A 25,472-nucleotide genomic window follows, 5' to 3' on the forward strand; every position below is an offset into this window, starting at 1 on the left:
GTTACGTGGCGCATCCCTGGCAGCGCCGCCCGCGGGAAATCGGCGGCGGTCCGCGGGGTCAGTCGCGCAGGCCCGGGCGGGTTTCGCTTTCCACCCAGACGTTGGCGCTGTCCACGCCGGCCGGCGACAACTCCATCCGGTATTCATAGCGGTCCGGGCGGTACTGGCCGAGCAGCAGCTGCACCGGGCGCCCGGCCGCGTCCTTGACCACGCGGCGCACCGCCAGCAGCGCGCCGCCTACCGGCACGTCCAGCAGCGGCGCCACCACCACGTCGGCCAGGCGCGCGGACAGCACCTGGGTGGCACGGCCCAGCTTCACGCCGCCGGCCTCCAGCAGGCGCAGCACCGGCCGCTCTTCCAGGGACTGGCGCGTGATCGGCCGGCCCAGGTCGGCGGGCAGGTAGACCGTGATGTGCGACAGCGGCCGGTTGCGGTAGTGGCGCACGCGCACGATCTTCACCACCGGATCGCCCGGCTCGATCTGCAGCGATTCGGCCACGTCGGGCGTGGCATGGACTTCGTCGATCGAGATCACCTTCACCGACGTCTTCTGGCCCATGTCGATGATGTTGTCGAGCAGGCTGGTGCCGCGTTCCTCGCCGGCCGCCGCCGCCGGGCGTACCGGATGCGGATTGACGAAGGTGCCAAGCCCGCGGTGGCGGCGCACCAGTCCCTCCTGCACCAGGCGGTCGAACACGCGCCGCATGGTCACGCGCGAGGCGTGGAACTGCTTGGCCAGGTCGATCTCGCCCGGCAAGGGGCCCTGGCCGAAGCGGCCTTCCACGATCTGCTGGCGCAATACGACGTAAATCTGGTGATACAGGGGAACGACGGCTTCACTCATGGTTTCCCTTGCGGAGAGATGACAAGTCTGTAATGCCTCTAATGTACTTTAAATCAGACATAGAGCCTAGCATGGATAGCCGCAGTGGCGCTTGCGGAACAACGTCGCCGGCGCAGTGTTGCGGTGACGCATCCCGTCTCCGCCAAGGCCCCTTGGCTGATTGCGCCAGTGCGGGTGAAGTCGGTTCGGCGCTGCTGCATGCGTTGCTGGGCGGACCAGGCCGGCGCGGCGGACCGGGCTTGTGCCGGGCGGCGAGGACATGACATCGGGGCTGCTGCTGCAATGTGGGATGCCTGACACGGGCGGCGGTGACGGCACCCTCGGCGTCGTGTTTCAGTCCCGATACGTACGGTCGCGCCTCGGGCAAATCCTGACTGCCTGCATAAGGCACTGAAAAATAAGGCGTTTTCTGACCACTCCGGCCCCCCCTCAGGTGGGCTGGGAGTGGCCGTGTCACAGCAGTGTGACATGTCGTCTGCCGTGCACAGCGACGAGGGCGCTAGCGATCGCGCAAGTCAGCGGAAAGTTCCCGTTAGAGTGCCGGGCAGGCCTTGTAATACAAGGAGTTGGCGCCGCAGGCGGCGCGGCTGGCACCGATTATGCGCAGGGGGAGTCTGGTTTGGCTGGGTGCCGGACCTGAACCTCCAGCCGTTGTTCCTCGCAAGAGCGCCGGCCGGAGGCTGAGCCGCTGTGACACTGTGCAATTCTCCTGGGAGCTTCGTATGAAAAAGACCTTACTGGCGTCGGCTATCGCCATGGCATTTGCGGGACAGGCCTGGGCAAATCCGACCAATAACAACGACGTGGTAAGAGGTGGCGGCGACAACACGCAAACCGCCACAGCGAACTCGACGCAGAGTGGCAGCGGTGCGGCGGCGAACGAAAATTCGACCGCGGTGCAGGCCAATGACAGCAGCACCAACACCAAGACCACCACGGTTGGCGTTAGCAAGACCAAGACCACGACCAACTCAAACAACAAGAGCAAGATCGACTTTGACCATGGCGTAGGCAACGCCGGCGCCAACGGCGGCAGCGCAACCTCCAGCGTCAGCAACGCCTTCAACACCAGCAAGGCACTGGCCATCAGCAAGCTGAATGGCACGGTTTCCGGCAACACGATCGGCCCGATTGGCAACTACGCCACCAACTCGGGTAACGCCAATGGTGCAGCCGGCGGTCGCGGCGGCTACGGCTATGGCGGTACCGGCGAAGGCGGGCACGGCGGCAATGGCGGCAACGGCGGTGCCGGCGGCAGCGGCGGCTCCGGTGGCAGCGCTGTCAACGGCAGCGCCACCAATGGCAACGCCACCAACGGTAGCGCCACGGCTGGTGATGGCGGCGCCGGCGGCAAGGCGATTGGCTGGGCCGGCGGTGGCGGTGACGGCAAGGCATATGGCGGCAGCGCGCTCTCCGCAGCGGGCAGCAAGGGCGGCGGCGGTGGCGATGCCTATGGCAAGGGCGGCGGCGCTCTGAGCGCATCGCTCGGCGCCGGCGGCCGCGGCGGCAGTGCCGGCGCGATCGGCGGTGGTGGCCTGGGTGCCAGCGGTGCCCTGGGCGGCTTGGCAGGTTCGGCCGGCGGCTCGGGTGGCAGCAGTGGCAATGCCAACGGTGCGGGTACTGACACCACGACTGGCGGCGCAGGCGGCGCAGGCGGTGCCGCGACCGGTACCAACACGGCTGGTGCGGGCTCCGGTTCGGGCGGCGCAGGTACCGCGACTGGCGGTACGGGCGGTGCCGGAACGGCGAGCGCAGGCGCAGCCGGCGGCAATGGCACCGGCACCGGCGGTGGCGGTGGCGCAGGCGGCGCGGCGACTTCGACGGCAACGGCGGGCGCGGCATCCGGCACTGGCGGAGCAGGCGGCACGCAAGCCAGCGTTGGCGGCGCGGGTGGCGCTGGCGGTTCGGCCACCAACGGCAGCGCATCGAGCTCGGCATCCAATGGCAGCTCCACGGCCGGCAACGGTGCTGTGGGTGCTACAGGCGGCGCCGGCGGCGCCGGCGGCGTCGGCAATGGCGGCACTGGCGGCACCGGCAACGGCGCAGTCGGCGGCGCGGGTGGTGCTGGCGGCTACAACTATGTCGACGCGGGCACCTTCAATATGTCCAACACCATGACCAGCGTTGGTCAGACGGCGGCGGGCATCATGATGGCCAACCAGAACAGCGGCGCTGCCTCGCTCGTGCAGCAAAGCGTGAACGTTCAGGCCAACCTGCAGGTCGGCGGCAACCGGTAAGGGCGCAGCCACGGTCCGGCCCGGGCCTTGTGCCCGGGCCGGACCGGCAGCTCGCACTCATGCCGGCAGGACCGGCGCCCGCATCCTGTGTGCGGGCGCGCGGGTCCTGTCATGCCCATGCAAGCCTGATTGCCTGGCGGCCGCCCGGATGGGGGCGGCCAGCAGGCAAGGGGAGACGACACCATGCAATCGGTCCGCTTCGCCGTCGGGGCATTCGCGACGGTCTTACTCGCCTGGCCAGTGCTGCAGGCGCACGCTGAGCCGCCAGGGCTGGACGCCACCATGGCAGCAGCGCGCGCTGCCTCTGGCACAGCGCCAGACACGGCGGCAACCACCACAGCGCAGCCGGCGGCCGCAACCTCTTTGTTCGGAGGGGTGGCGAAAGCTGTTCCCGTGTCTAAACTGGATGACATCCGTGGCGGCGCCGAAGTCACAGTCAACGATATGCGCCTGCACGGCACCGTGGCCGACAACGCCGCGGTCAATATTTTGTCCGGCACGAACAACATCACGGACGGAGCCTTCTCGAATGCGACGGGGATTCCCACCGCGATCCAGAACTCGGGCTCCAACGTACTGATCCAGAACGCCACGATCGTCAACGTTCAGTTCAAGCAATGAAGCCGCTGCGAAACCTGCTGGCATCGTTACCGTTCGTGCTGGCCGCGGGGGGCGTTCCGTGTGCCCAGGCTGCCGACACCGTGATTTACGGGCCGGTCGGCGAGCCCTACAACGTCCGGGTCACGAGCGTGCGCGAGGCGCGCTTCAAGTCCACGATCCGGCAGCAGTACGACTTCAGCTGCGGCTCGGCCGCGGTGGCCACGCTGCTGAGCTACCAGTACGGCCATCCGGTGAACGAGGCCACGGTCTTCCAGAACATGTACCTCAACGGCGACCAGCAGAAGATCCGCGCCGAGGGGTTCTCGCTGCTCGACATGAAGCGCTTCCTGGCTGCGCTCGGCTACGAGGCCGACGGCTATGAGCTGCCGCTGTCCAAGCTGGAAGAGACGCAGGTGCCAGCCATCGTGCTGATCGTGGAGAACGGCTACCACCATTTCGTGGTGGTCAAGGGCGTGAAGGGCGACCGCGTGCTGATCGGCGATCCCGCACGCGGCACGCGTGCGTTGTCACGCGAGCATTTCGAGCAGATCTGGGACAGCCAGCTGCTTTTCGTGATCCATAACCGCACCGAACGGGCGCGGTTCAACCTTGCAGCCGACTGGCGCGTGGCGCCCAGCGGCCCTTACTGGATGGGAGTCAACCGGGATAGCCTGTTCTTCACCGTCATGCCCAAGCATGGCGCGGGCGATTTTTGAGGAACGCATCATGTTGCAGACTTCCTTCCCGACCCCAGCAGCCCCTCGCAGCGCCGGTCATGCGGCCGCGGCGATGCTGCTCGGCGCCGGGTTGGCCTGTGCCGGCACGGCGCAGGCCACCATGCTGCCACAGCCCGACGCCCTCGACGCGTCGGCGCTTCCATCGCAGGAGATCATGCCTGCGAGCGACGGGCAGGACCAAAACCCTCTGGCTGCCGCACGCGGCAGCATGGCCGGCTGGAAACCGGTGGCACACGAAAAACTCGACGACATGCGGGGCGGCTTCGAAGTGCCGGGCTTGCAGGTTTCGTTCGGTATCGAACGCGCGGTGTACATCAACGGGGCCCTGGTGGTTGCCACCAGCATTAACATCCCCGATGTCAGCCGCATCACCGCCGACCAGGCTGCGCGGCTTGCCTCGACGCTGGGTCCGGCCATCGTTGCCAGCACCAATGCTGCGGTCGCCAACGCGCTGGCGGCCAATCCGGTGACGGCAGGCGCGGATGGCGCCAGCGGCAGCGCCACCTCGGCGGCGAATGGCGCATCGGCCAGCAGTACCGGCGCGTCCGGGGCCAGTTCGGGCGCCAGCGGTGCGGCCGGCTTGCCCGTGACGGTGGTGAATACGGCCACCGGCCAGGTCGTGAGCAACGGGCTGCTGAACGTGATCCAGAACGGCCCGGGCAATGCGGCCGCGGTCGGATCACTGGCGGGTACGCCCGCGACGGTGATCCAGAACACATTGAACAACCAGAGCATCCGGAGCCTGATGACAATCGACGCAAGCGTGAATACGCTGCAGGCATTCCGGTCTCAATTGGCCAACACCGCGCTTAACGGCGCGCTGATGCGGGCCGCAAGCATGAGGTAGTCGTAGCGAGGCATCGGGCAGTACAGGTCGCAGGCTCCTGCAAGAACAGTCTGCCGTCCCGGGGGAGGAAGACGTCATGAAGAAGCGGTCGATGCAGGGCATTCGCAATGCGGGATGCTCGACGTTACTGTTACTCGGCGGCCTGGCGCAGGCCCAGACGCCGCCGGACGCGGGACCACCCGCAGCCGGACTGGAAGCACTGCAGAAGGAGCTCGCCGAACAGGCCACCCAGCTCGACGCCATGAAGCGGGCGCTGGCCGAACAGGAGGCGGTGATCCGCGAACTGCGCAACGTGATCGGCACCGAGGTGCTGGCCAACAAGCGCGGCGGCCAGCGCGCGGGGCCCGGCGTGTCGCCGTCCGACAACGCCACCAACGCCGCCACCGCGGCGGCCGCTGCCAGCGCCACCCAGTCAGCGCCCAACGCGGTCAACAACCCGCAGCAGATCATTCTCCAGCCGCCGCAGGAGATGGCCCAGGGTCCGCAGGCGGGCGAGTCCGCCGACGGGAAGACCGTGGCCCTGGAAGAACCCGTGGGCCGCCCGCCGGAGGAAGACCGCCGTCCGCCCGAGATCGCGCCGATCATCGACCAGCCCGGCGTGCTGACCGCCCAGGGCAAGCTGGTGATCGAGCCCGGCTTCCAGTACGGCTATTCGTCCAATAACCGCGTCGCGCTGGTCGGCTACACGGTCATCCCGGCCATCCTGATCGGCCTGGTCGATGTGCGCGAGGTCAAGACCTCGACCTACATCCCGTCGGTCGCGTTCCGCTACGGCTTGACCAAGCGGCTGGAAATCGAAGCCAAGGTGCCTTACGTGCATTCATCGGGCCAGACCGTCAGCCGCGAGGTCTTCACCGGCACGGCCGTCGACAGGGTGTTCAATGCGAGCGGCAGCGGCATCGGCGACGTCGAGGCGACGGTGCGCTACCAGCTCAACTACGGCAACGAGAAGATACCGTACTTCGTCGGCTGGCTACGCTACAAGTCCAATACCGGCACGGACCCGTTCGAGGTCGTGACCGACTGCGTGACGCGCTGCGTGGGCAATGCCACCGGCACCGGCCTGCCGCTCGGGCTGCCCACCGGCACCGGCTTCCAGGCGATCCAGCCCGGCGTCACCTGGCTGCTGCCGACCGACCCGGCGGTGTTCTTCGGCACCTTCAGCTACCTGCACAACTTTGCGCGCGACAACGTGAGCCGCACCGTGCTGAACGGCGAGAAGGAGAATCTCGGCAAGATCGCCCCGGGCGACATCTTCGAGTTCAGCTTTGGCATGGGCCTGTCGCTCAATGAGAAGGCGTCGTTCAGCATCGGCTATGACCAGGCCATCATCTGGCCGACCAAGCAGAACGGCCAGACCGTGCCGGGCTCGGTGCGCGTGACCCAGGGCACCTTGCTGGTGGGCTATTCGTACCGCTTCAACAACCGCTACACGCTGAACCTTTCAGTGGGGGCGGGGCTGACGCGCGACACCCCCGACCTGCAGGTGAATCTGCGCCTGCCGATCACTTTCTGACGCGCCTTTCTGCGCATTTTCGTCTGACGTGACGCGTGCCCCGCATGTGCGGGGCTACGCGTGCGCATCACATCCGCGGCCAGGGTGCGCAGGTACGGAATCGCGCCTTGCGCTGGCCCCTTGAACGGCGTACAAAGAAATATCCCCGCGCCGCCAGCGGTACTTTCTTACCAGGTTCAAACTCACCGGTGGTGCGGCCTGAAAAAGGAGAGAGACATGCGCAAACGCATCTTCTGGTTGTTGCCCGACCTGGCGAGTGCCCGTCGCACCATGGACGACCTGCTACTTGCCCGCCTCGAGAACAGCCACATCCACTTCGTGGCGCGCGACGGCTCCGACATGACGGGCCTGCATGAAGCCAACCTGTTCCAGACCTCCGACATCGTGCATGCCGCCGAGATGGGCCTGATGGTGGGCGGCGGCGTGGGCGTCGTGGCCGGCGTGGTGGTGGCGATGTTCCCGATTGTCAGCGACACCCCGCAGTGGGGCCTCGTCGGCGTGCTGGCGGTGCTAGGCGCGGTATTTGGCGCATGGGCCTCGAGCATGATTGGCAGCTCGGCACCCAACAGCCGGCTGCGTGCATTCGAGAAGGACATCGAGGCCGGCAAGATCCTGCTGATGGTCGACGTTCCGCGCAGCCGTGTCGAGGAAATCGAAACCCTGCTCGCGAACGCGCATCCGGAAGCCAGCTTTGCGGGGTTGGACCCGGCTGTACCGGCTTTCCCCTGAGCCATCGGCTTATCGCCGCTGGTTGTTGTTCAGCGCTGTCGCATCTCTTTACGCGCGCCCTTGTGGCGCGCCCTGACGCGCATCCTTTCGCGCGCCCCGGCTCACACCGGAACTGCCTGCGCGGTTCCGGTGTGATGCTGCTGCAACACTCCGATCTTTCCCGGTTTGCCCCCATGAGACGCATGCGGTAACTTGCGTGACGGCACACGGCCGTGCATGCCGTGCCGCAATAAAACGATGAAGTCAGCCGGACAGGCGCAGGGGGTCGAGACAATGAAAGCGAAATGGATCGCGTGCGGCATGCTGGCCGCCACGCTGGGATGGGCCGCGCAGACGGCCCTGGCGGAAACGGGCGTGACCCGCAATACCATCCGCATCGGCCAGTCGGCCGGCATCACCGGTCCGGTGGCCGGTTCGGTCAAGGAGCAGATCGCCGGCGCGCAGGTGTACCTGCGCACCATCAACGCCAGCGGCGGCGTGGCCGGGCGGCGCATCGAGCTGGTGACCCACGATGACGGCTTCGATGCCAAGCGCACGCCCGACAATGTGCGCAAGCTGATCGACGAGGACAAGGTGTTCGCGCTCTTCATGGTGCGCGGCACGCCGCAGAACGAAAGCATCCTGCCCATCATCGCCGCGCAGAAGGTGCCGCTGGTGGCGCCGCTGACCGGCGCCATCACGCTGCACCGGCCGGTGAACCGCTACGTGTTCAACGTGCGCGCCAAGTACCAGGACGAGGTGGCGCGTGCGATCAACCACCTGGCCACATCGGGCATGAGCCGCATCGGCATCTTCTACGCCAACGACGGCTTTGGCCGGGACGTGCTGGAAGGCTACAGTGCCGCGCTGCAGGCGCGCGGCGTGCAGCCGGCGGCGACGGCAAGCTTTGCCCGGCCCATGGGCGATATCACCCAGAGCGTGGCCGCCATGAACAAGGCCAACCCGCAGGCGGTATTGGTGATCGGCTCGGGCTCGGAGGCGGCGCGCATCATCCGCGAGCTGCGCCGCGCCGGCAGCGAGGCACAGTTCGTCACGCTGTCCAACAACGCGGCCGATTCCTTTATCCGTGAACTGGGCGCCGATGCGCGCGGGCTGATCATCACGCAGGTGGTGCCGGGCACCAACTCCAGCCAGATGACGCTGGCCAGCGAATACCGCAGCCTGGCCAAGCAGCAGGGCGTGGAGCCGTCGAACGCCGGCATGGAGGGTTTCATGTCGGCCAAGGTGCTGGTCGAAGGGCTGCGCCGCGCCGGCCCCGACCTGACGCGCGAGCGCCTGGTCACGGCGCTGGAAGGCATGCGCGACTACGACCTTGGCGGCATCCTGATCAGCTACAGCGCCGAGCGCCATACCGGCTCGTCGTTCGTGGAAATGTCGATCGTCTCGTCCACCGGCAAGCTGATCCGCTGAATCCCGCGGGCAGGGGGCTGCGGTATAGTCCCCGCATGGCTACTCCTACCCCCTCCCCCGATTCTCGTACCCCGTTCTCGCTGCACGGCCGCGTGGCGCTGGTGACCGGCGGCGCGCAGGGCCTGGGCCTGGCGATTGCCGCCGGGCTGGCCGATGCCGGTGCCCATGTGCTGGTGGTGGCGCGCAATGCGCAGCGCGTGCAAGCGGCCGTCGCGGCGCTGGCCGCGCGCGGCGGCAGCGCCGAGGCGCTGGTGCTCGATATCACCGATGAAGCCGCCGTGGCGGCCGCGTTCGACCGCATCGACGCCGCCTATGGCCGGCTCGACATCCTCGTCAACAACGCCGGCGCGCGCAACCGCAGCACCATGGCGCAGCTCGATGCCGGCGACCTGCGCGCCATGCTCGAGACCAACCTGGTGGCGCCCTACGCGCTGTGCCGGCTCGCCGCGCAGCGCATGCGCCGTGGCGACTACGGGCGCATCGTCAATGTGAGCTCGATCGCGGGCCAGGTCGCGCGCGCCGGCGACGTGCTCTACCCTGCCACCAAGGGCGCCCTGGACGCGCTCACGCGCGCCATGGCGGCCGACCTGGGGCGGCACGGCGTCACCGTCAACGCGATCGCCCCGGGCTACTTCGCCACCGAGCCCAACCAGGCCATGGTCGAGGACGAGGGCGTGGCCGAGTGGCTGCGCCAGCGCACCTCGCTGGGCCGCTGGGGCCAGCCAGAGGAAGTGGCGGGGGCGGTGGTATTCCTGGCGTCGCCGGCCGCATCCTATGTCACCGGGCAGGTGCTGGCCGTCGACGGCGGCTATCTCGGGCACTTCTGAGGGCGCCGCCGGCAGCAAAGCGTACCCAATTCTGCGTGCCGCTTTTGCCGGGTTTTCAGCGCCGCGCGGGCGGCTTGCCGCCGCGGTAGAACGCCTGCAGGCAGTCGATCATCGCGGCTGCCGCGGCCGAGTCGCCGCGGTCCTTGAGCCGCACCAGGCAAATATCGCGCACCAGCGACGGCAGCTGCAGCGGCCGGATCGCCAGCCCCTCGCGCCGGAACTGAAACAGCGCCAGCGACGGCACCGCGCTCACGCCCAGCCCCGCCTGCACCAGCGCCGCCACCGTCGCCAGGTGCTCCACCTCCATCACGCTGGTCAGGCGCAACGGATGCAGCGCGGCGTCCAGGTGCTGGCGCACGCTGGTCGTGCGCGACAGCTGGATAAACGGCAGGCCCGCCAGCATCTCCGGCGTGATGCGGCGCTTGCGTGCCAGTGGGTGGTCCGCCGGGCACACCAGGTGGAAGGTGTCGCGCACCAGCGGCTCCACGCGCAGGTCGTCGTCCTGGGCCGGCGCCGGGGCCAGCGCAAAGTCGGCGCGGCCCTGGCGGACCAGTTCGATGCAGCCGTCGGCGAGCTGGTCGAACAGCTCCAGCAGGATGCCCGGATAAAGCGCGCGGAACTGCGCCAGCAACGGCGGCAAGTCGCCGGCGGCCAGCGACGGCAGCGCCGCGATCGACACGCGCCCCTTGCGCCGCTCGGCGTGCGCGCGCAGGTCCTCGAACGCGGTTTCGAAATCGGCCAGCAGCCGGCGCGCGGTCTGCTCGAAGCGCACGCCGTCGCTGCTCAGTTCCACGTGCCGCGTGGTGCGTTCGAACAGCCGGCTGCCGGCCTGTTCCTCCAGCGTCTGCACCAGCGCGCTGAAGGCCGACTGCGACAGGTGGCAGGCACGCGCCGCGCGCGTGAAATTGCGGTAGGTGGCCAGCGCCACGAAGGCGCGCAGGTGCTTGACCGAGAGGTTCATGGGGCCCTGGCGGATTTATCCAGCAAGTCGATAGATTAATCCAAATAATCCGTTTTTTGGCTGGACGTCCCCGCTCTAGAATGGGATCGAGTCCACCAACAACCTGCCCCCACCATGACTGCTCCCTTGCTGATCGGCTCCGGCGCCGGCTTCTCCGGCGACCGCACCGATGCCGCGCTGCCGGTGGTGCGCACGCTGATTGCCTGCGGCCAGCCGGCCGCGCTGATCTTCGAGACCCTGGCTGAACGCACGCTGGCGCTGGCGCAGCTGGCGCGGCGCAACGATCCCGCGCAGGGCTACGAGCCGCTGCTCGATGCGCTGCTGGTGCCGGTGCTGGGCCTGTGCCTGCAACACCGCATTCCCATCGTCGGCAATTTCGGAGCCGCCAACCCGCGCGCTGCGGCGCGGCGCGTGCTGCAGCTGGCGCAGGAACTGGGCCTGCCCGCGCCGCGCGTTGCAGTCGTTGAGGGCGATGACCTGTCCGACGATGCGGGGCGCGCGCGCTTGCACGGCATTCTTGGCGATGCCTTTGAGGCCGATCGCTTCGTCTGCGCCAATGCCTATATCGGCGCGCAAGGCATCGCCGAGGCGATCGCTGCCGATGCCCAGGTGGTGGTGTGCGGGCGGGTGGCCGATCCGGCGCTGGCCGTGGGGCCGGCGATGGCGCACTTCGGCTGGTCATGGGATGACTGGGACCGCCTGGCCGCCGCCACCATGGCCGGCCACCTGCTGGAATGCGGGGCGCAGGTCACCGGCGGCTACTTTGCCGATCCCGGCATGAAGGACGTACCCGATGTGCATGCACTGGGCTTCCCGATCGCGCAGCTCGATGCCGACGGCGGCATCGAGATCTTCAAGGCCGCCAATACCGGCGGCTGCGTGGACCTGCGCACGGTCAAGGAGCAGCTGCTGTATGAGGTCCACGACCCGGCCGCCTACCTGACGCCGGACGTGGTGGCCGACATAGGCGCCGTCACCGTGGCGCAGCTGGGTCCGGACCGGGTGGCGGTGCGCAATGTGCGCGGCCATCCCCGTCCGGCGCAGCTCAAGGCCAATGTGTTCAGCCACGGCGGCTGGCTGGCCGAGGGCGAGATCTCGTACGCCGGCCCCAATGCCGCCGCCCGCGCGCGGCTGGCCGCCGACATCCTGTGCCGGCGCATGCAGCTGCTGGGCCATGACGCGCCCATCCGCTTCGACCTGATCGGCGTGCTCAGCGTGCTGGCCGACGATGGCGGCGCGATGTTCGCCCAGCGCCAGCCGCATGAGCAAGCGGCGCAGGACGTGCGCCTGCGCGCTGCGCTGGCGCACGACGACCTGGCGGTGGCGCAGGCCCTGCAGCGCGAGGTCAATGCGCTCTATACCTGCGGCCCGGCCGGCGGCGGCGGCGTGCGCACCGCGCAGCGCGCGCGCCTGAATGCCGTGTCGTGCCTGGTGCCGCGCGAGGCCGTGACGGCCACGCATAGTTTCATCGCCTGAGGAGGTCCGACCATGACTGACACTGCTGCGCTCTACCAGTTCGCCCACGGCCGCACCGGCGACAAGGGCAACCGTTCCAACATCAGCGTGATCGCCTACGACGCGCGCAACTACGACCACCTGGTCACGCACGTGACCGAAGACGCCGTGCGCGCGCTGTTCCGCGAGCGCCGGCCCACGTCCGTCACGCGCTACCTGGTGCCATCGCTGCAGGCGATGAACTTCGTCCTCGACGGCGTGCTCGATGGCGGCGTCAACGACGCGCTCAACCTCGACACGCACGGCAAGGCACTGTCGTTCCGACTGCTGCAGCTTGAGATCCCTGTGCCGCCGCGGCTCGCGTCCGGCGCCGCGGATAGCCACTGATCCATCGCTTCACACCGACAACAAGTTCTACAGGAGACCACGATGTACCCATTTCTCAAGCCACTGGCCGTTGCCGCGCTGGCGCTGATCCTGCCCGCGGGGCTGGCCTGGGCCGAGTTCCCGGACAAGCCGATCCGCTTCGTGGTGCCGTTCGCGGCCGGCAGCGCCACCGACCAGCTGGCGCGCGCCATCGGCCAGGCCATCACCGTGGACAGCAAGGCCACCGTGGTGGTCGACAACAAGCCGGGCGCCAACGGCTTCATCGCCGCATCGGACGTGGCCAAGGCCGCGCCGGACGGCTACACCGTGCTGATCAGCACCAACACCACGCATGCGGCCAACGAGCACCTGTTCAAGAAGCTGCCCTACGACCCGGTCAAGGACTACGCGCCGATCACCACGCTGGGCCGCGGCGGCCAGATCATGGTGGTCAACCCGCAGGTGCCGGCCAAGACCGTGGGCGAGTTCATCGCGCTGGCAAAACAGCAGCCGGGCAAGCTCAGCTTCGGCAGCGGCAGCTCGTCGTCGCGCATTGCCGGCGAGCTGTTCCAGCAGATGGCGCATGTGGAGTTGCTGCACGTGCCGTACAAGAGCAACCCGCTGGCCATCACCGACCTGCTCGGCAACCAGATCCAGATGATGATCACCGACACGGCCACCGGCCTGCCGCAGGTCAAGAGCGGCAAGCTGCGCGCGCTGGGGGTGTCGGGCAAGACGCGCTCGCCGCTGGCGCCGGACGTGCCGACCATCGACGAAGCCGGCGTCAAGGGCTATGAGATGAGCTACTGGTTCGCGGCCTATGCGCCCGCCGGCACGCCGCAGCCGGTGGTGGCGAAGCTCAATGCGATGATGGTCAAGGCCGCGCGCGGCGATACCGCGGCCGGTTTCTACAAGTCGACCGGCACGGAGGTGTTCACCAGCACGCCCGCGGAGCTGGCGAAGTTCCAGTTGCAGGAGTCCGGCAAGTGGGGGCGCATCATCAAGGCGGCGAATATCCAGCCAGAGTGAACGCAGGGCAGCGCAAGCTCCCATGCATGGAAAACGGGGCCAAACGGCCCCGTTTTTTACGCAGAAGTAGGTACGCTTTGGTGCTTGCGGCCTTGATGGACAAGGGCCGGCTAAGATATGCCTGGCAGCGCGGCCTTGCCGCTCCGGCCTACTCCTCGACAACACCAACCAGAACAGGAACAGGATATGAAGCAGCAGTCCGTGGTGTGCCATGCAACCTTACGTCCGGGCCGTCGCCCGGTGCTGCGCCAGGCCGTATTGCGTGCCGCCATCGCCGTCACCATCGGGGCCGCCGTGCTTCCCGCCATTGCCACTGCGCAGACCACCACGCCGCCGGCCCAGCAGAAGACCCAGGTGCCGGGCTACTACCGCATGATGGTCGGCCAGCTCGAGGTCACGGCGCTCTATGACGGCTACATCGACCTGGACCCGAAGATCCTCAAGTACACCAGCGCGCGCGAGGTGCAGAGCCTGCTGGCGCGGATGTTCGTCGAATCGACGCCGGGCATGCAGACCGCGGTCAACGCCTACCTGATCCATACCGGCAGCCACCTGGTGCTGGTCGATACGGGCGCGGCAGCCTGCTTCGGGCCCACCCTCGGGCGCATCGGCGAAAACCTGCGCGCGGCGGGCTACGCGCCGGAACAGATCGACACCGTGCTGCTGACCCACCTGCACGGCGACCACGCCTGCGGCCTGGCCACGGACGGCAAGGCGGCGTTCCCGAACGCAACCGTCTATGTCGACAAGGCCGATGCCGACTACTGGCTCAGCGAAGCCAATGCCGCCGCCGCGCCGAAGGAGGCGCAGGGCCTGTTCGCCATGGCGCGCGCCGCGGTCGCGCCGTACCAGGCGGCGCAGCGCTTCCGCCCCTTCAGCGGCGGCGCCGGTGTCGAGCCCGTTCCCGGTGTGCGCGCGGTGCCGGCCAATGGCCATACTCCGGGCCACAGTGGCTACCTGTTCACCTCGGGCAAGGACAGCCTGCTGCTGTGGGGCGACATCGTGCACAGCCATGCGGTGCAGTTCCGCCGCCCGCAGGTGGCGATCGAGTTTGACGTGGACAGCCACCAGGCCGTGATCACGCGCCAGCGCATCCTGGCCGATGCCGCCAAGGGCCGGCTGTGGGTGGGGGGCGCGCATATGCCCTTCCCGGGCCTTGGTCATGTGCGCCGCGATGTGGCCGGATATGCGTGGGTGCCGGCGGAATTCGGGCCGATCCGCAACGACCGCTAGCCGACCACGCCGGGCCGTCGCTTTTTCGCCTAGAGTCATCCCAGCGGCCCGTATGACGTACGGGACGGATGGTCGTGTCCACTGCGGAGGATTTGCGATGAACGCCAGGGCATCCCGCTTCGATCCTGCCCGCCGCCGCTGGCTTGGCGCCGGCGCCGCGGCCCTGGTGCTGGCCGCGCCCCTGCCACGCGCCGCGTGCGCCCAGCCTGGCCCGGCGGCCGGCCGCGAGGCTGCCGCGCAGCGCATCGGCGTGATCGGCTCGGGCCGCATCGGCGGCACCGTGGGCGGGCTGTGGGTCAAGGCCGGACACCCGGTCCTGTTCTCGTCGCGGCACCCGGAGGCACTCAAGCCGCTGGTCGAAGAATTGGGTACGCTGGCGCGCGCCGGCACCGTGGCCGAAGCCATTGCGTTCTCTAACGTGCTGTTCCTGGCCACGCCCTACGGCGCGCTGCCGCAGCTCAGCCGCGACCATGCCGAGGCCTGGCGGGGCAAGATCGTGCTTGATGCCACCAACGCCTACGAGCACCGCGACGGCCCGATCACCGAGGAGGCCAGGCGTGACGGCATCGGCATCACCACCGCGCGCTACCTGCGCGGCGCGCGCGTGGTGCGGGCCTTCAACTTCATGGGGGCGGCGCAGTTTGCCAGCGAGCATCACCGGGCGGGCGGCCTGGTGGCGGTGCCCATCGCCGGCGACGACAAGGCCGCGCTCGACGTGGCCGCGCAACTGGTGCGCGATGCGGGATTTGAACCGGTGGTGGTGGGGCCGCTGGCCAGCGCGGATCGCTTCGCACCGGGCGGGCCGCTGTTCCGGCAGGTGGGTACGGCCGAGGAGTTCCGGCGCAAGATGGGCGCACGCTGACGCTGCGCCCGGGGGTGCTGGCGGATCAGGGCCGGCGCCGCTCCATTGCCACCATCGACGGCGTGAAGCCGAGCTGGCCGAAGAATGCGGCTTCGGAGGAACGCGCCGCGCGCAGCATCCAGGTGATGTCGGGGTCGTTGCCCACGATGTGCCGCACCAGGGCGCGGCCGATGCCGCGCCGGCGGTGGCTGGGCGCGACGGCAACCATCGACAGGAAGCCGTCGCAGACGTCGTCGCACAGCGCGCGGGCAAAACCGACGATCTCGCCGTGCTCCACCGCCACGACCACGCGTTGGGAGTTGGCCACCAGCCGTGCGAATTTCTCCGGGCCGCCCACCCGGTGGGCCCAGCCGTTGGCGATCAGTAGTTGTCTGGCTGCCTCGATGTCGTCGGGCAACAGGTTACGGATTTCCATCGGCGGCTCTCCCAGTAAAGCGTGTACGGCCCCTCGCCGCCCCTTGCCACGAGGGGCGCCGCGAGTCGAGAACAGCACGGGAACCCGTGCCGCGCAATTGGCGGAGTGTAGCGAGCGGGCGCGGGCGCGTCAATTTGGCTTCCGGCGGGGTCGGGTGCTGCTCACGCCAGCGCGCCGGCGCGGTATCATGGCCTCCATGAACGCCCCCGTCTTTTCCTCCGCACATCCGGCCGACCAGCTTGCCGAGTTCACCGACGCGGATGCGGCGATCGCGCGCATCCGCGACATCTACGAAGCTTCGGTGGGCGCCGTGCGCGCGCGCTTCGACGCCTTCGCCAGCGGCAAGCCGCTGCCCTCGGCCGCGCATGCGTGCTATCCGTACCTGGGCATCTCGGTCAACATCGAGACCATGGTCACCGACAGCCGGCCGTCATGGGGCACCGTGGCCTACCCGGGGGTGTATGGCACCACCGTGACCCGCCCCGACCTGCTGGCGGACTACTACCGCGACCAGATCGAGCGGCTGATGCGCTATCACCGCGTGCCGGTGGTGGTAGGGCTGAGCCGGCGCCCGATCCCGCTGCCGTTCGTGATCGAGGCTTCGACCACCGACATCAGCTACACCCAGGCGCGCGAGCTGGAGGCATCGTTCGTGCTGCCCGAGCTGAGCCGCATCGACGACGGCATCGCCAACGGCACCTATGAGCCGATCCCGGGCGAGGCCTGGCCGCTGTCGCTGTTCCCGGCCGAGCGCGTGGACCTGGCCCTGCAGCGGCTGTACCACTACACCGGCACGGCACCGCAGCATTTCCAGCGCTTCGTGCTGTTCACCAACTACCAGCGCTATGTCGACGAGTTTGTCGAGCTGGGCCGGGGCCTGATGGCCAGCAGCGACGGCGGCGGCTACACCCGCTTTGTCGAGCCCGGCGACGTGATGCAGGAACTGGGCGGCGCGGAACCCGACGACGCCTCACGCCCGCGCGCGCTGCCGCAGATGCCGGCCTATCACCTGGTGCGCGAAGACAAGCTGGGGGTGACGCTGGTCAATATCGGCGTGGGCCCGTCCAACGCCAAGACCATGACCGACCACCTAGCCGTGCTGCGCCCGCATTGCTGGCTGATGGTGGGCCACTGCGGCGGCCTGCGCCGCTCGCAGCAGCTGGGCGACTACGTGTTGGCGCACGCCTATGTGCGCGACGACCACGTGCTCGACCACGACCTGCCGCCGTGGGTGCCGGTGCCGCCGATCGCCGAGATCCAGGTGGCCCTGCAGGAGGCCGTGGCGCGCGTGACCGGGCTGTCCGGCAACGAGATGAAGACCCGCATGCGTACCGGCACGGTGGTCTCGACCGATGACCGCAACTGGGAACTGAAGTCCAAGTCGCTGTATGCGCGCTTCAACCAGTCGCGCGCGATTGCCATCGATATGGAAAGCGCGGCGGTGGCGGCCAATGGCTTCCGGCTGCGCGTGCCCTATGGCACGTTGCTATGCGTGTCGGACAAGCCGCTGCATGGCGAGCTCAAGCTGCGCGGCATGGCCAACGCCTTCTATCGCCAGCGCGTCAGCCAGCATATGACCATCGGGCTGGAGGCGATCCGCATCCTGCGTGAGAACGGGGTGGAGCAGCTGCATTCGCGCAAGCTGCGCAGCTTTGATGAGCCGGCGTTCCGGTAGGTCCGCATCCTCGCTCATCCGGAAAAGCAAAAGGCCGGCGCCTGATTGGCGCCGGCCTTTTGCATGGCACTGCAGGATCAGAAGCGATACCCCACACCCATGCTGAACAGCCACGGATCCAGGTTCACCTTGGACACCTTGACATCGCCGGCCTTCACATCGCTCGACAGCCAGATCTTCTTGATGTCGGCGTTCAGGAACCAGTTCTTGGTCAGCTTGTAGTCCATGCCGATCTGCAGCGCGGGACCGACGCTCCAGCTATCGAGCTGCAGCGCGTTGTTGGCAATGTTCTCGCCCCAGATGCGGGTGAAGTTCAGGCCCGCGCCGATATACGGGCGGAAGGTGCCGTTGGGAATGAAGTGGTACTGCACCAGCAGCGTCGGCGGCAGATGCTTGAAGGTGCCGACCTTGTTGCCGTCCAGGTAGACGTTCTGCTTCTGCGGCACGGTCAGCACCAGTTCGGCGGCGATGTTCGGCGTGAAGAAGTAGGTGACGTCGAACTCGGGAATCCACTTGTTGTTGACCGTAATGCGGTCCGACGGGCCGATGCCGCCGACGGGGTCGGAGCTCTTGGCCATGTCGAGATAGGTGCCGCGCAGGCGCACCATCCAGTTGCCCTGGGCATCGTCCGCGGCGGCGGCAGGGGTGGCAAAGGCGCCCAGCATGGCGCAGGCGGCGATGGCGGAACAGGTGACCCGGGTGCGAAGAGAGAGTGTTTTCATGAGGTTCTGCTTGGTCTGGTATCAAATCCGGATCCAGTTTGGCCGAGCAGGCCGGGCTGGGCTTTGACCCAAAACAAGTAGCGGGGAACGGGGCTGGCTGGGTCGCGCAGGCGCTACAGCGAGGAAGGCGCCACGGTGCCCAGTTGCGCCGACGCTTCTAAACACATGCGGAATTATTCGTGGCGCGGTGCGATGCTGCCCCTTACGCTGTGCGAAAGATCCGAGCACGCCAGCAGCGTGTGCGGATCGGCACCGAGCATGTCGTGGGCGTCCGCAAGGGCGTCTTTCCGGGTGTGCCCCGTGGGGGCGGGGCACACCGGTTTTCTTGCGGCGGCTTGCGGTGTTAGGCCTCGGCGGCCTCTGCTGACTGCGAGGCTTGCGCCACGCCAAAGCCGGCCTGCAGGTGCCGGTTCACGCCCGAGATCACCGCGCGCAGCGAGGCCGTGACCAGATTGGCGTCGATGCCGGCGCCGAACCCTGTCGGCGAATCGCCCACGCGCACTTCCACATAGCAGGCCGCGCGCGCATCGGCGCCGGCGGTCATTGCATGCTCGTGGTAGTCCATCACGCGTACCGGCAAGTCCAGCGCATTGACGAAGGCATCGATGGGCCCGTTGCCGGTGCCGCGCACGCTGCGCTGCTTGCCGTCGCGCACCATCTGCACTTCGATCTCCGTGGCGCCGCCGCTGTCAGACACCAGCTGGTGCGATACATAGCGCAGCGGTGTCTGCTGCGCGAGGTACTCGCGTTGGAACAAACCATAAAGATCATCGGCACTTGCCTCAAGCCCGGTGTCGTCGGTCATGGCCTGCACTGCGCGGCTGAATTCGATCTGCAGGCGGCGCGGCATGTAGATGCCATGCACCTGCTCCAGCAGGTAGGCCATGCCGCCCTTGCCGGACTGGCTGTTGACGCGGATCACTGCGTCATAGCTGCGGCCGAGATCGGCCGGGTCGATCGGCAGGTAGGGCACTTCCCAGATGCTGTCCGGCTGCTGCTGCGCAAAGCCCTTGCGGATCGCATCCTGGTGCGAGCCCGAGAACGCGGTGAACACCAGGTCGCCCACATACGGGTGGCGCGGATGCACCGGCAGCTGGTTGCAGTGCTCCACGCACTGGCGCACCGCGTCGATATCGGAGAAGTCCAGTCCGGGCGCCACGCCCTGCGTATAGAGGTTGAGCGCCAGCGTCACCAGGTCGACATTGCCGGTGCGCTCGCCGTTGCCGAACAGGCAGCCTTCGACGCGGTCCGCGCCTGCCATCAGCGCCAGTTCCGCGGCGGCCACCGCGGTGCCACGGTCGTTGTGCGGGTGCACTGACAGCGCGATGTGTTCGCGCCGTGCCAGGCGGCGGTGCATCCATTCGATCTGGTCGGCGAACACGTTGGGCGTGCTGCATTCGACTGTGGTCGGCAGGTTCAGGATCATCGGCCGGCCCGGGCCGGCCTGCCAGGCGGCAGAGACGGCGTCGCTGACTTCCAGCGAGAAGTCGAGCTCGGCCAGGCTGAAAGTCTCGGGTGAATACTCATAGGTCCATGCCGTCCCGGGCATGGCATCGGTCAGCGCCTTGATCAGGCGCGTGCCCGAGACCGCGACTTCCTTGATCTCTTCACGCGAGGCATTGAAGACAATGCGCCGCCAGGCCGGTGCGATCGGGTTGTACAGGTGCACCGTGGCCCGCGCTGCGCCGCGCACGGACTGGACGGTGCGGCGGATCAGGTCTTCGCGCGATTGCGTCAGCACCACGATGTTGACGTCGTCGGGGATGCGCTGCTCTTCGATCAGCATGCGCACGAAGTCGAAATCGGTCTGCGAGGCGGCGGGGAATGCGACTTCGATTTCCTTCAGGCCGATCTTCACCAGTTGCTCGAAGAAGCGCAGCTTGCGCGCCGGGTTCATCGGCTCGATCAGGGCCTGGTTGCCGTCGCGCAGGTCGGTGCTCATCCAGCGCGGTGCGCGCGTGATGGTGCGGCCGGGCCAGGTGCGGTCAGGGATGTCGACGGTAGCGGCGGGCTGGTACTTGGTGGCGGGATTGCTGAGCATACGGGGTCTCCTTCCTCGCTAAGGGAAGCAAAAAAAAGAAAAACGGGAAAAGGGTGGCGAAAGGCTGCCGAACTGCCACGGGGCACTAGGCCCGGCAACCGATCGATAGGCTTAGCAGTAGCGAGGAAGCGCGCAGGGCGCGGCCCGATGCCTGGGCAGCCAGCACGCGAGCGCGGGCAGCGATGCGGGACGCATCGGCAGCCTGGCTGAGTGTGCTGGTGTAACGGTTCATCGTGCCTGGAGGAGGAGGGCGGGGAGCCGCTCGTGGTTGGTGCGCATCCGGCAGGCGCCGGATGGCCTGCAAAGGTTAGTCGACAAGGCCGGCCCCGGTCAAGCGTGGGAGCGCGCCGGGTGCGGGCGTGGCCCGATCGGGGGACTGCCATGCGCGGGTTGCGCCAAACGGCTGGGTCCGGCTTGCGGGCGGAACCCTGCCGGTCTTATTTGCCTCGCCCGAATGGCGGTGCCGCTGCGCTGAAAGGATGAACCACGCGCATGCTCTGTGCGCCGCACCTCAGTCCTCTGGCCGGTATTGCGCTGGCACCTTTGTGCCTAGGCTGGTAGCGCGGGAAAAAACACACGACTGGGGGGAACATCATGAGACTGAGAACGTGGGCATCCTGGCTGGCAGGCGCTGCCATGACCTTGCTGCTGGCAGCGTGCGGCGGTGGCGGCGGCGGTTCGGGCACGCCCACCACGCCAAACGCAGGCGGCACCACGCCGCTGACCTATACGGTGAAGATGAGCGTGACCTCCGGCGAGGTCGGCGTCGGCCGCACGATCACCATCAGCGCGCTGGCGGTGGACAGCAACGGCATCGACGTGTCCGGCAACACCACCTTCAACTGGACCAGTACCGACAGCGGCATTGCCACCGTGGAGCCGAGTGCCACCACGCCGGGCAGCGCCGTGGTCAAGGGCATTGCAACCGGGACGACCACCGTCCAGGTGGTGGCGAGCGTCAAGGGCGCCGACAACACCACGGTGCAGCTGCCCGCGCAATCCGCCACCATCACCGTGGTGCCGGCCTCGGCGCTGAGCTACAGCCTGTCGATCCCGAACAGCAGCCTGTCGATGAGCGACGGGCAGACGCTGCCGGTCAAGGTATCGCTGGTCGACAGCAATGGCGCCGATGTGTCCGCCAGCGTCAACAGCTGGGCATGGTCCAGCAGCGGCACCGCGGTCCAGGTCACGGCCAGCCAGAACAGCGCCACGCTGAAGGCGAGCAACAGCTCACCCACCGCCGTGGCCACGGCCAGTGTCTCGGTGTCGGTGACCGCGCCGGACGGGCATGCCATTGCCGGGGTGATCGCGGTGACGGTGCAGAAGAACGGCGCTGCCGCCTATCGCGTGGTGACGACCAAGGGCGGCCGCGAGGTGAATGCGCTGCAGGTCTTCAGCAACCGTCCGGAAACCTTCACCTCGCGTGTGCTGCGCCACGATGGCCAGGACGTGACCGCGGACTTCGACGGCGCCTGGACCTACAATGCGACCTCGGCCACGCTGTCCGCATCGGAAGCGGCGGGTACGCATGACGCCACGGTGAGCACCAGCCTGGCCAGCGACAAGGGCCCGGTCCAGAGCAGCCTGACGGTGACCGCAGTCAGCACCAGGCTGGGCGAGCGCCGCAGCGCCACGCTGACGGTGACCGAGAACCCGGTCTGGGCGCTGGTTGGCGACAACCAGGATCCAATGACGCTGCTGCTGATGCCGCCGACGACGGTCGAGGTGACCGCACGCATGAAGCACCTGGGTGATGACGCGCAGTACACCGCGTGCAACAACTGGGCTTGGGACAAGACCGGTCCGGTGACACTGAGCCCAAGCATGGTCATGCTGCCGAACCAGGTGCGCGCCGCCGGCACCGCGGCTGGCGACTTCACCATTACCGCGACCTGCACTGCGGCCGCCGACAATACGCCGCTGAAGCTGGTCTTCTACGGTACGGTCAAGTAAGCAGCAGGTTCCCGCGCCTGACGAAACGCCCTCCATCCGGAGGGCGTTTCGTTTTGGGGCACACCAGCGGCCGTCGGGAGGGAAGCCGTCAAAGCGTACCCGTTTCTGCGTGACTGGCGCCGAGCGTTCCAGGCGCTGCCGGGGCCTGCCGACAAAGGCGTCCGGACAAGGCTGGGCCTGCCTTTGCGGGACGTGCCCGAGATGCGTGCCAGGCCAGCCAGTGCGCAAAGCGTACCCGTTTCTGCGTGCCCACGGCGCAAGCCTTTCCAGGCGGGTTCTCTCTCCGCCAGGCCGTCAACAGGCGAGCGCAAACCGCTGCTTCCGCGCCGGGCGGAAGCAGCGGGCGTACCCGTTTCTGCGTGGATATATAGAGGGGGAAAGCGCGCCGCTCAGCGCTTGCGCACGAAGCGAACCACCTGTTCGGCAGTCTGGCCCTGCGCGCCGGAGGTGGTGTTGGCGGTGTTGGATCCGCAGGTATTGCAGCCGCCGTCGTCGCAGCCGCTGGCACAGCCCGCGGCGGCCTGCGGGGCCAGCCAGCGCGCCAGCCGGGCGCGCCAGCCGGCGGCGGCGCTGCCGCCCAGGCGCGCGGCGAGTGCCGCCTTGACGCGCTCGCGCGTGCGCGGCGCGTAGCGCGCGATCACCTGCACCGCGCACGCCAGCACGATCAGCGGGACCAGCAGCGTTTCGATGGCGTGGTAGAGGGACATGGCGGCGTGGTGCCTCAGCTGAACATCAGCGCGACGCGGTAGGTCACGAAGGCCGCCAGGTAAGCCAGCCCGGTCAGGTAGGCCGCCGACAGCGCCATTACCTTCCACGAGTCGGTCTCGCGCCGGATCACTGCCAGCGTGGAGATGCACTGCGGTGCGAACACGTACCAGGCCAGCAGCGACAGCGCGGTGGCCAGCGACCATTGCGCGGAGATCATCGGCGCCAGCTGCGTGGCCACGGCCTCTTCGCTGCCCGACAGCGCATAGACGGTTGCCAGCGCACCCACGGCCACCTCGCGCGCGGCCAGGCCCGGCACGAGCGCGATGCAGATCTGCCAGTTGAAGCCCACCGGTGCGAACACCTTCTGCAGCGCATGGCCGATCATGCCGGCAAAGCTGTAGTCGATGGCCGGCGCGGTCGCGCCCACGGGCGCGGACGGGAAGGTCGACAGGAACCACAGCAGCACCGTCAGCGCCAGGATCACCTTGCCCACCCGCGACAGGAAGATGCGGGCACGCTCCCACAGGCCGATGGCCACGTCGCGCGGATTGGGGATGCGGTACGACGGCAGCTCCATCAGCAGCGGATGGTCGGTGCGGTCGCGGCGGAAGAACTTGAGCGCGTAGGCCACCACCAGCGCGCTGACGATGCCCGCCACGTACAGCGCGAACAGCACCAGCCCCTGCAGGTTGAACAGGCCCATCACGGTGCGTTCGGGGATGAAGGCGCCGATCAGCAGCGCATACACCGGCAGCCGTGCCGAGCAGGTCATCAGCGGCGCCACCAGGATGGTGGTGAGCCGGTCGCGCGGGTCCTGGATGGTGCGGGTGGCCATGATGCCGGGGATGGCGCAGGCAAAGCTGGACAGCAGCGGGATGAACGAGCGCCCCGACAGCCCCGCGCCCATCATCAGGCGGTCCAGCAGGAAGGCCGCGCGCGGCAGGTAGCCGGATTCCTCCAGCGTCAGGATGAACAGAAACAGGATCAGGATCTGCGGCAGGAACACCACTACGCTGCCCAGGCCAGCGATCAGGCCGTCGACCAGCAGGCTCTTGAGCATGCCGTCGGGCAGGTGGGCACCCAGCATCTCGCCGGCCCAGTGCACGCCGCCCTCGATGCCGTCCATCAATGGCTGGGCCCAGGAGAACACGGCCTGGAACATCAGGAACAGCAGCACCGCCAGCAGCAGCAGGCCGATCACCGGATGCAGCACGATGCGGTCGAGGCGGTCATCCAGCGCGGCGGTGCGCGCCGGCATGCTCACCGCGGCCGCCAGCAGGCGGTTGACCTCGGCATGCACGTCAATGTCGTTGGCGGGTTCCGGCGTGGCCGGCGGGGCCGGCGGCAGGGTGTCGTCGAGCAGGCTGACCAGCGCCGCGGCACCGTCGTGCTTCACCGCCACGGTGCTGACCACCGGTACGCCGAGCGCGGCCGACAGCTTGTCGCGGTCGATCCGGATGCCGCGCCGCGCGGCGGCGTCGCTCATATTGAGCACCACCACCATGGGCAGGCCCAGGCGGCGCAGTTCCAGCACGAAGCGCAGGTGCAGGCGCAGGTTGGTCGCATCGACCACCGACACCAGCAGGTCCGGGCGCTGCTCGCCGGCGCGCATGCCCAGGCAGACATCGCGCGTTATGGCTTCATCGAGGCTGGCCGCGTGCAGGCTGTAGGCGCCCGGCAGATCCAGGATGCGCACCTGGCGCCCGGCCGGCGACACGAAGTAGCCTTCCTTGCGCTCGACGGTCACGCCCGCATAGTTGGCCACCTTCTGGCGGCTGCCGGTCAGGCGGTTGAACAGTGCGGTCTTGCCGCAATTGGGATTGCCGACCAGCGCAATGCGCAGGGCAGAAGTGGAAGGAGCTGCAGACATAATCCGGGGGAAGGCTCAGGCAGTCCGTTTTGCGGACGGTTTGGCGGTCTGGTCGCCGCCCTGCGTGGCGGGGGCGATGCTGGTGACCGAGGCGCTGGCGACCTCTACGCCGATGCGCGACGCTTCCGAGCGGCGCAGCGCAAAGCGGGTGAAGCCTACCTGCGCCACCAGCGGGTCCATGCCGAAGGGGCCGTAGGCGATGATCTGCACGGCTTCACCGGGGACGAAGCCCAGTTCGCGCAGGCGGCGCGCGACCGGGTCTCCCGGGGTGGCGTCGTCCACCGATTGCACAACGGCGGGCGTGCGCCGTGGAAGTTCAGACAACCGCATCATGCTTCCAGTCCGTGGCGCGGTCTGCCGCCAAGCGGCCAGCGCGACCACGCCGGGGTGTGTAAATGAAAATCGTTTTCATTGTATCGCAAATTAGGCATGACG

General features: G+C 68.1%; 23 protein-coding genes. 15 read left to right on the top strand and 8 right to left on the bottom strand.

Features of this window, described 5'->3' with window-relative positions; genetic code table 11:
- Positions 1–58: 58 nt before the first annotated feature.
- Positions 59–844, bottom strand: coding sequence for a GntR family transcriptional regulator (locus tag AC3WL8_RS16825; RefSeq protein WP_013951772.1), 786 nt, complete (start codon positions 842–844; stop codon positions 59–61).
- Between the two features lie 722 nt (positions 845–1,566).
- Here AC3WL8_RS16825 and AC3WL8_RS16830 point away from each other — a divergent pair.
- From AC3WL8_RS16830 to AC3WL8_RS16865, 8 genes are all read left to right on the top strand, one after another.
- Complete coding sequence (locus AC3WL8_RS16830; RefSeq protein ID WP_492378465.1) at positions 1,567–3,081, top strand: hypothetical protein; 1,515 nt, start codon at positions 1,567–1,569, stop codon at positions 3,079–3,081.
- 183 nt (positions 3,082–3,264) lie between these two features.
- A complete protein-coding gene (locus AC3WL8_RS16835; protein ID WP_492378466.1) occupies positions 3,265–3,702 on the top strand; it encodes a hypothetical protein in 438 nt (145 codons plus the stop codon).
- Positions 3,699–4,397 (top strand): C39 family peptidase, encoded by a 699-nt coding sequence (locus AC3WL8_RS16840; RefSeq protein ID WP_492378467.1) that lies wholly within the window; start codon positions 3,699–3,701, stop codon positions 4,395–4,397. The genes AC3WL8_RS16835 and AC3WL8_RS16840 overlap by 4 nt, the downstream gene beginning before the upstream one ends.
- Positions 4,398–4,407: 10 nt before the next feature.
- Positions 4,408–5,265, top strand: a complete 858-nt coding sequence (locus AC3WL8_RS16845; protein ID WP_492378468.1) for a flagellin — start codon at positions 4,408–4,410, stop codon at positions 5,263–5,265.
- Between the two features lie 76 nt (positions 5,266–5,341).
- Entirely contained in the window at positions 5,342–6,781 is a 1,440-nt protein-coding gene (locus AC3WL8_RS16850) for an acetate kinase (RefSeq protein WP_492378469.1), read from the top strand.
- 216 nt (positions 6,782–6,997) lie between these two features.
- Positions 6,998–7,510 carry a hypothetical protein gene (locus tag AC3WL8_RS16855; protein ID WP_013951778.1) on the top strand — a complete coding sequence of 171 codons (513 nt, stop codon included), beginning with the start codon at positions 6,998–7,000 and terminating at the stop codon, positions 7,508–7,510.
- 273 nt (positions 7,511–7,783) lie between these two features.
- Positions 7,784–8,920, top strand: coding sequence for an ABC transporter substrate-binding protein (locus AC3WL8_RS16860; RefSeq protein ID WP_013951779.1), 1,137 nt, complete (start codon positions 7,784–7,786; stop codon positions 8,918–8,920).
- A gap of 35 nt (positions 8,921–8,955) precedes the next feature.
- Positions 8,956–9,747 (top strand): SDR family oxidoreductase, encoded by a 792-nt coding sequence (locus AC3WL8_RS16865; protein WP_492378470.1) that lies wholly within the window; start codon positions 8,956–8,958, stop codon positions 9,745–9,747.
- A gap of 55 nt (positions 9,748–9,802) precedes the next feature.
- Here AC3WL8_RS16865 and AC3WL8_RS16870 read toward each other — a convergent pair whose 3' ends face one another.
- Positions 9,803–10,708 carry a LysR family transcriptional regulator gene (locus AC3WL8_RS16870; protein WP_492378471.1) on the bottom strand — a complete coding sequence of 302 codons (906 nt, stop codon included), beginning with the start codon at positions 10,706–10,708 and terminating at the stop codon, positions 9,803–9,805.
- Positions 10,709–10,822: 114 nt separating this feature from the next.
- Here AC3WL8_RS16870 and AC3WL8_RS16875 point away from each other — a divergent pair, with 114 nt between their 5' ends.
- From AC3WL8_RS16875 to AC3WL8_RS16895, 5 genes are all read left to right on the top strand, one after another.
- The gene (locus AC3WL8_RS16875; protein ID WP_013951782.1) at positions 10,823–12,184 is read left to right on the top strand and encodes an acyclic terpene utilization AtuA family protein; all 1,362 of its coding nucleotides are present in this window, start codon (positions 10,823–10,825) and stop codon (positions 12,182–12,184) included.
- A 12-nt stretch (positions 12,185–12,196) separates the two neighbouring features.
- The gene (locus AC3WL8_RS16880) at positions 12,197–12,550 is read left to right on the top strand and encodes an AtuA-related protein (protein WP_013951783.1); all 354 of its coding nucleotides are present in this window, start codon (positions 12,197–12,199) and stop codon (positions 12,548–12,550) included.
- Positions 12,551–12,592: 42 nt separating this feature from the next.
- Positions 12,593–13,558 (top strand): Bug family tripartite tricarboxylate transporter substrate binding protein, encoded by a 966-nt coding sequence (locus tag AC3WL8_RS16885; RefSeq protein WP_153954329.1) that lies wholly within the window; start codon positions 12,593–12,595, stop codon positions 13,556–13,558.
- A gap of 186 nt (positions 13,559–13,744) precedes the next feature.
- Positions 13,745–14,791 carry an MBL fold metallo-hydrolase gene (locus AC3WL8_RS16890; RefSeq protein WP_041228502.1) on the top strand — a complete coding sequence of 349 codons (1,047 nt, stop codon included), beginning with the start codon at positions 13,745–13,747 and terminating at the stop codon, positions 14,789–14,791.
- Between the two features lie 97 nt (positions 14,792–14,888).
- Positions 14,889–15,653: an NADPH-dependent F420 reductase gene (locus AC3WL8_RS16895; protein WP_013951786.1), complete on the top strand. Its 765-nt coding sequence runs from the start codon at positions 14,889–14,891 to the stop codon at positions 15,651–15,653.
- Between the two features lie 25 nt (positions 15,654–15,678).
- Here AC3WL8_RS16895 and AC3WL8_RS16900 read toward each other — a convergent pair whose 3' ends face one another.
- A complete protein-coding gene (locus tag AC3WL8_RS16900; RefSeq protein ID WP_010814084.1) occupies positions 15,679–16,068 on the bottom strand; it encodes a GNAT family N-acetyltransferase in 390 nt (129 codons plus the stop codon).
- 187 nt (positions 16,069–16,255) lie between these two features.
- On the opposite strand from AC3WL8_RS16900, the gene AC3WL8_RS16905 reads away from it, so the two are divergent.
- On the top strand, positions 16,256–17,743 hold the full coding sequence (locus AC3WL8_RS16905; RefSeq protein ID WP_011616336.1) for an AMP nucleosidase: 1,488 nt from the start codon (positions 16,256–16,258) through the stop codon (positions 17,741–17,743).
- A gap of 77 nt (positions 17,744–17,820) precedes the next feature.
- Here the strand turns inward: AC3WL8_RS16905 and AC3WL8_RS16910 are convergent, their stop codons facing one another.
- Both AC3WL8_RS16910 and leuA read right to left on the bottom strand, forming a co-directional pair.
- The gene (locus tag AC3WL8_RS16910; protein WP_492378472.1) at positions 17,821–18,465 is read right to left on the bottom strand and encodes an OmpW/AlkL family protein; all 645 of its coding nucleotides are present in this window, start codon (positions 18,463–18,465) and stop codon (positions 17,821–17,823) included.
- 343 nt (positions 18,466–18,808) lie between these two features.
- Positions 18,809–20,506 (bottom strand): 2-isopropylmalate synthase, encoded by a 1,698-nt coding sequence (gene leuA, locus AC3WL8_RS16915; RefSeq protein WP_013951788.1) that lies wholly within the window; start codon positions 20,504–20,506, stop codon positions 18,809–18,811.
- A gap of 594 nt (positions 20,507–21,100) precedes the next feature.
- Here leuA and AC3WL8_RS16920 point away from each other — a divergent pair.
- Positions 21,101–22,459: a hypothetical protein gene (locus AC3WL8_RS16920; protein ID WP_492378473.1), complete on the top strand. Its 1,359-nt coding sequence runs from the start codon at positions 21,101–21,103 to the stop codon at positions 22,457–22,459.
- A gap of 389 nt (positions 22,460–22,848) precedes the next feature.
- Here the strand turns inward: AC3WL8_RS16920 and AC3WL8_RS16925 are convergent, their stop codons facing one another.
- The 3 genes from AC3WL8_RS16925 to AC3WL8_RS16935 are packed head-to-tail and all read right to left on the bottom strand — an operon-like array spanning position 22,849 to position 25,367.
- Positions 22,849–23,166 carry a DUF6587 family protein gene (locus AC3WL8_RS16925; protein ID WP_013951790.1) on the bottom strand — a complete coding sequence of 106 codons (318 nt, stop codon included), beginning with the start codon at positions 23,164–23,166 and terminating at the stop codon, positions 22,849–22,851.
- Positions 23,167–23,180: 14 nt separating this feature from the next.
- On the bottom strand, positions 23,181–25,037 hold the full coding sequence (gene feoB, locus AC3WL8_RS16930) for a ferrous iron transport protein B (protein ID WP_013951791.1): 1,857 nt from the start codon (positions 25,035–25,037) through the stop codon (positions 23,181–23,183).
- Positions 25,038–25,052: 15 nt separating this feature from the next.
- The gene (locus AC3WL8_RS16935) at positions 25,053–25,367 is read right to left on the bottom strand and encodes a FeoA family protein (protein WP_041228503.1); all 315 of its coding nucleotides are present in this window, start codon (positions 25,365–25,367) and stop codon (positions 25,053–25,055) included.
- Between the last annotated feature and the right edge of the window lie 105 nt (positions 25,368–25,472).

The sequence above is a fragment of the Cupriavidus sp. FW305-F7 genome, assembly GCF_058782875.1.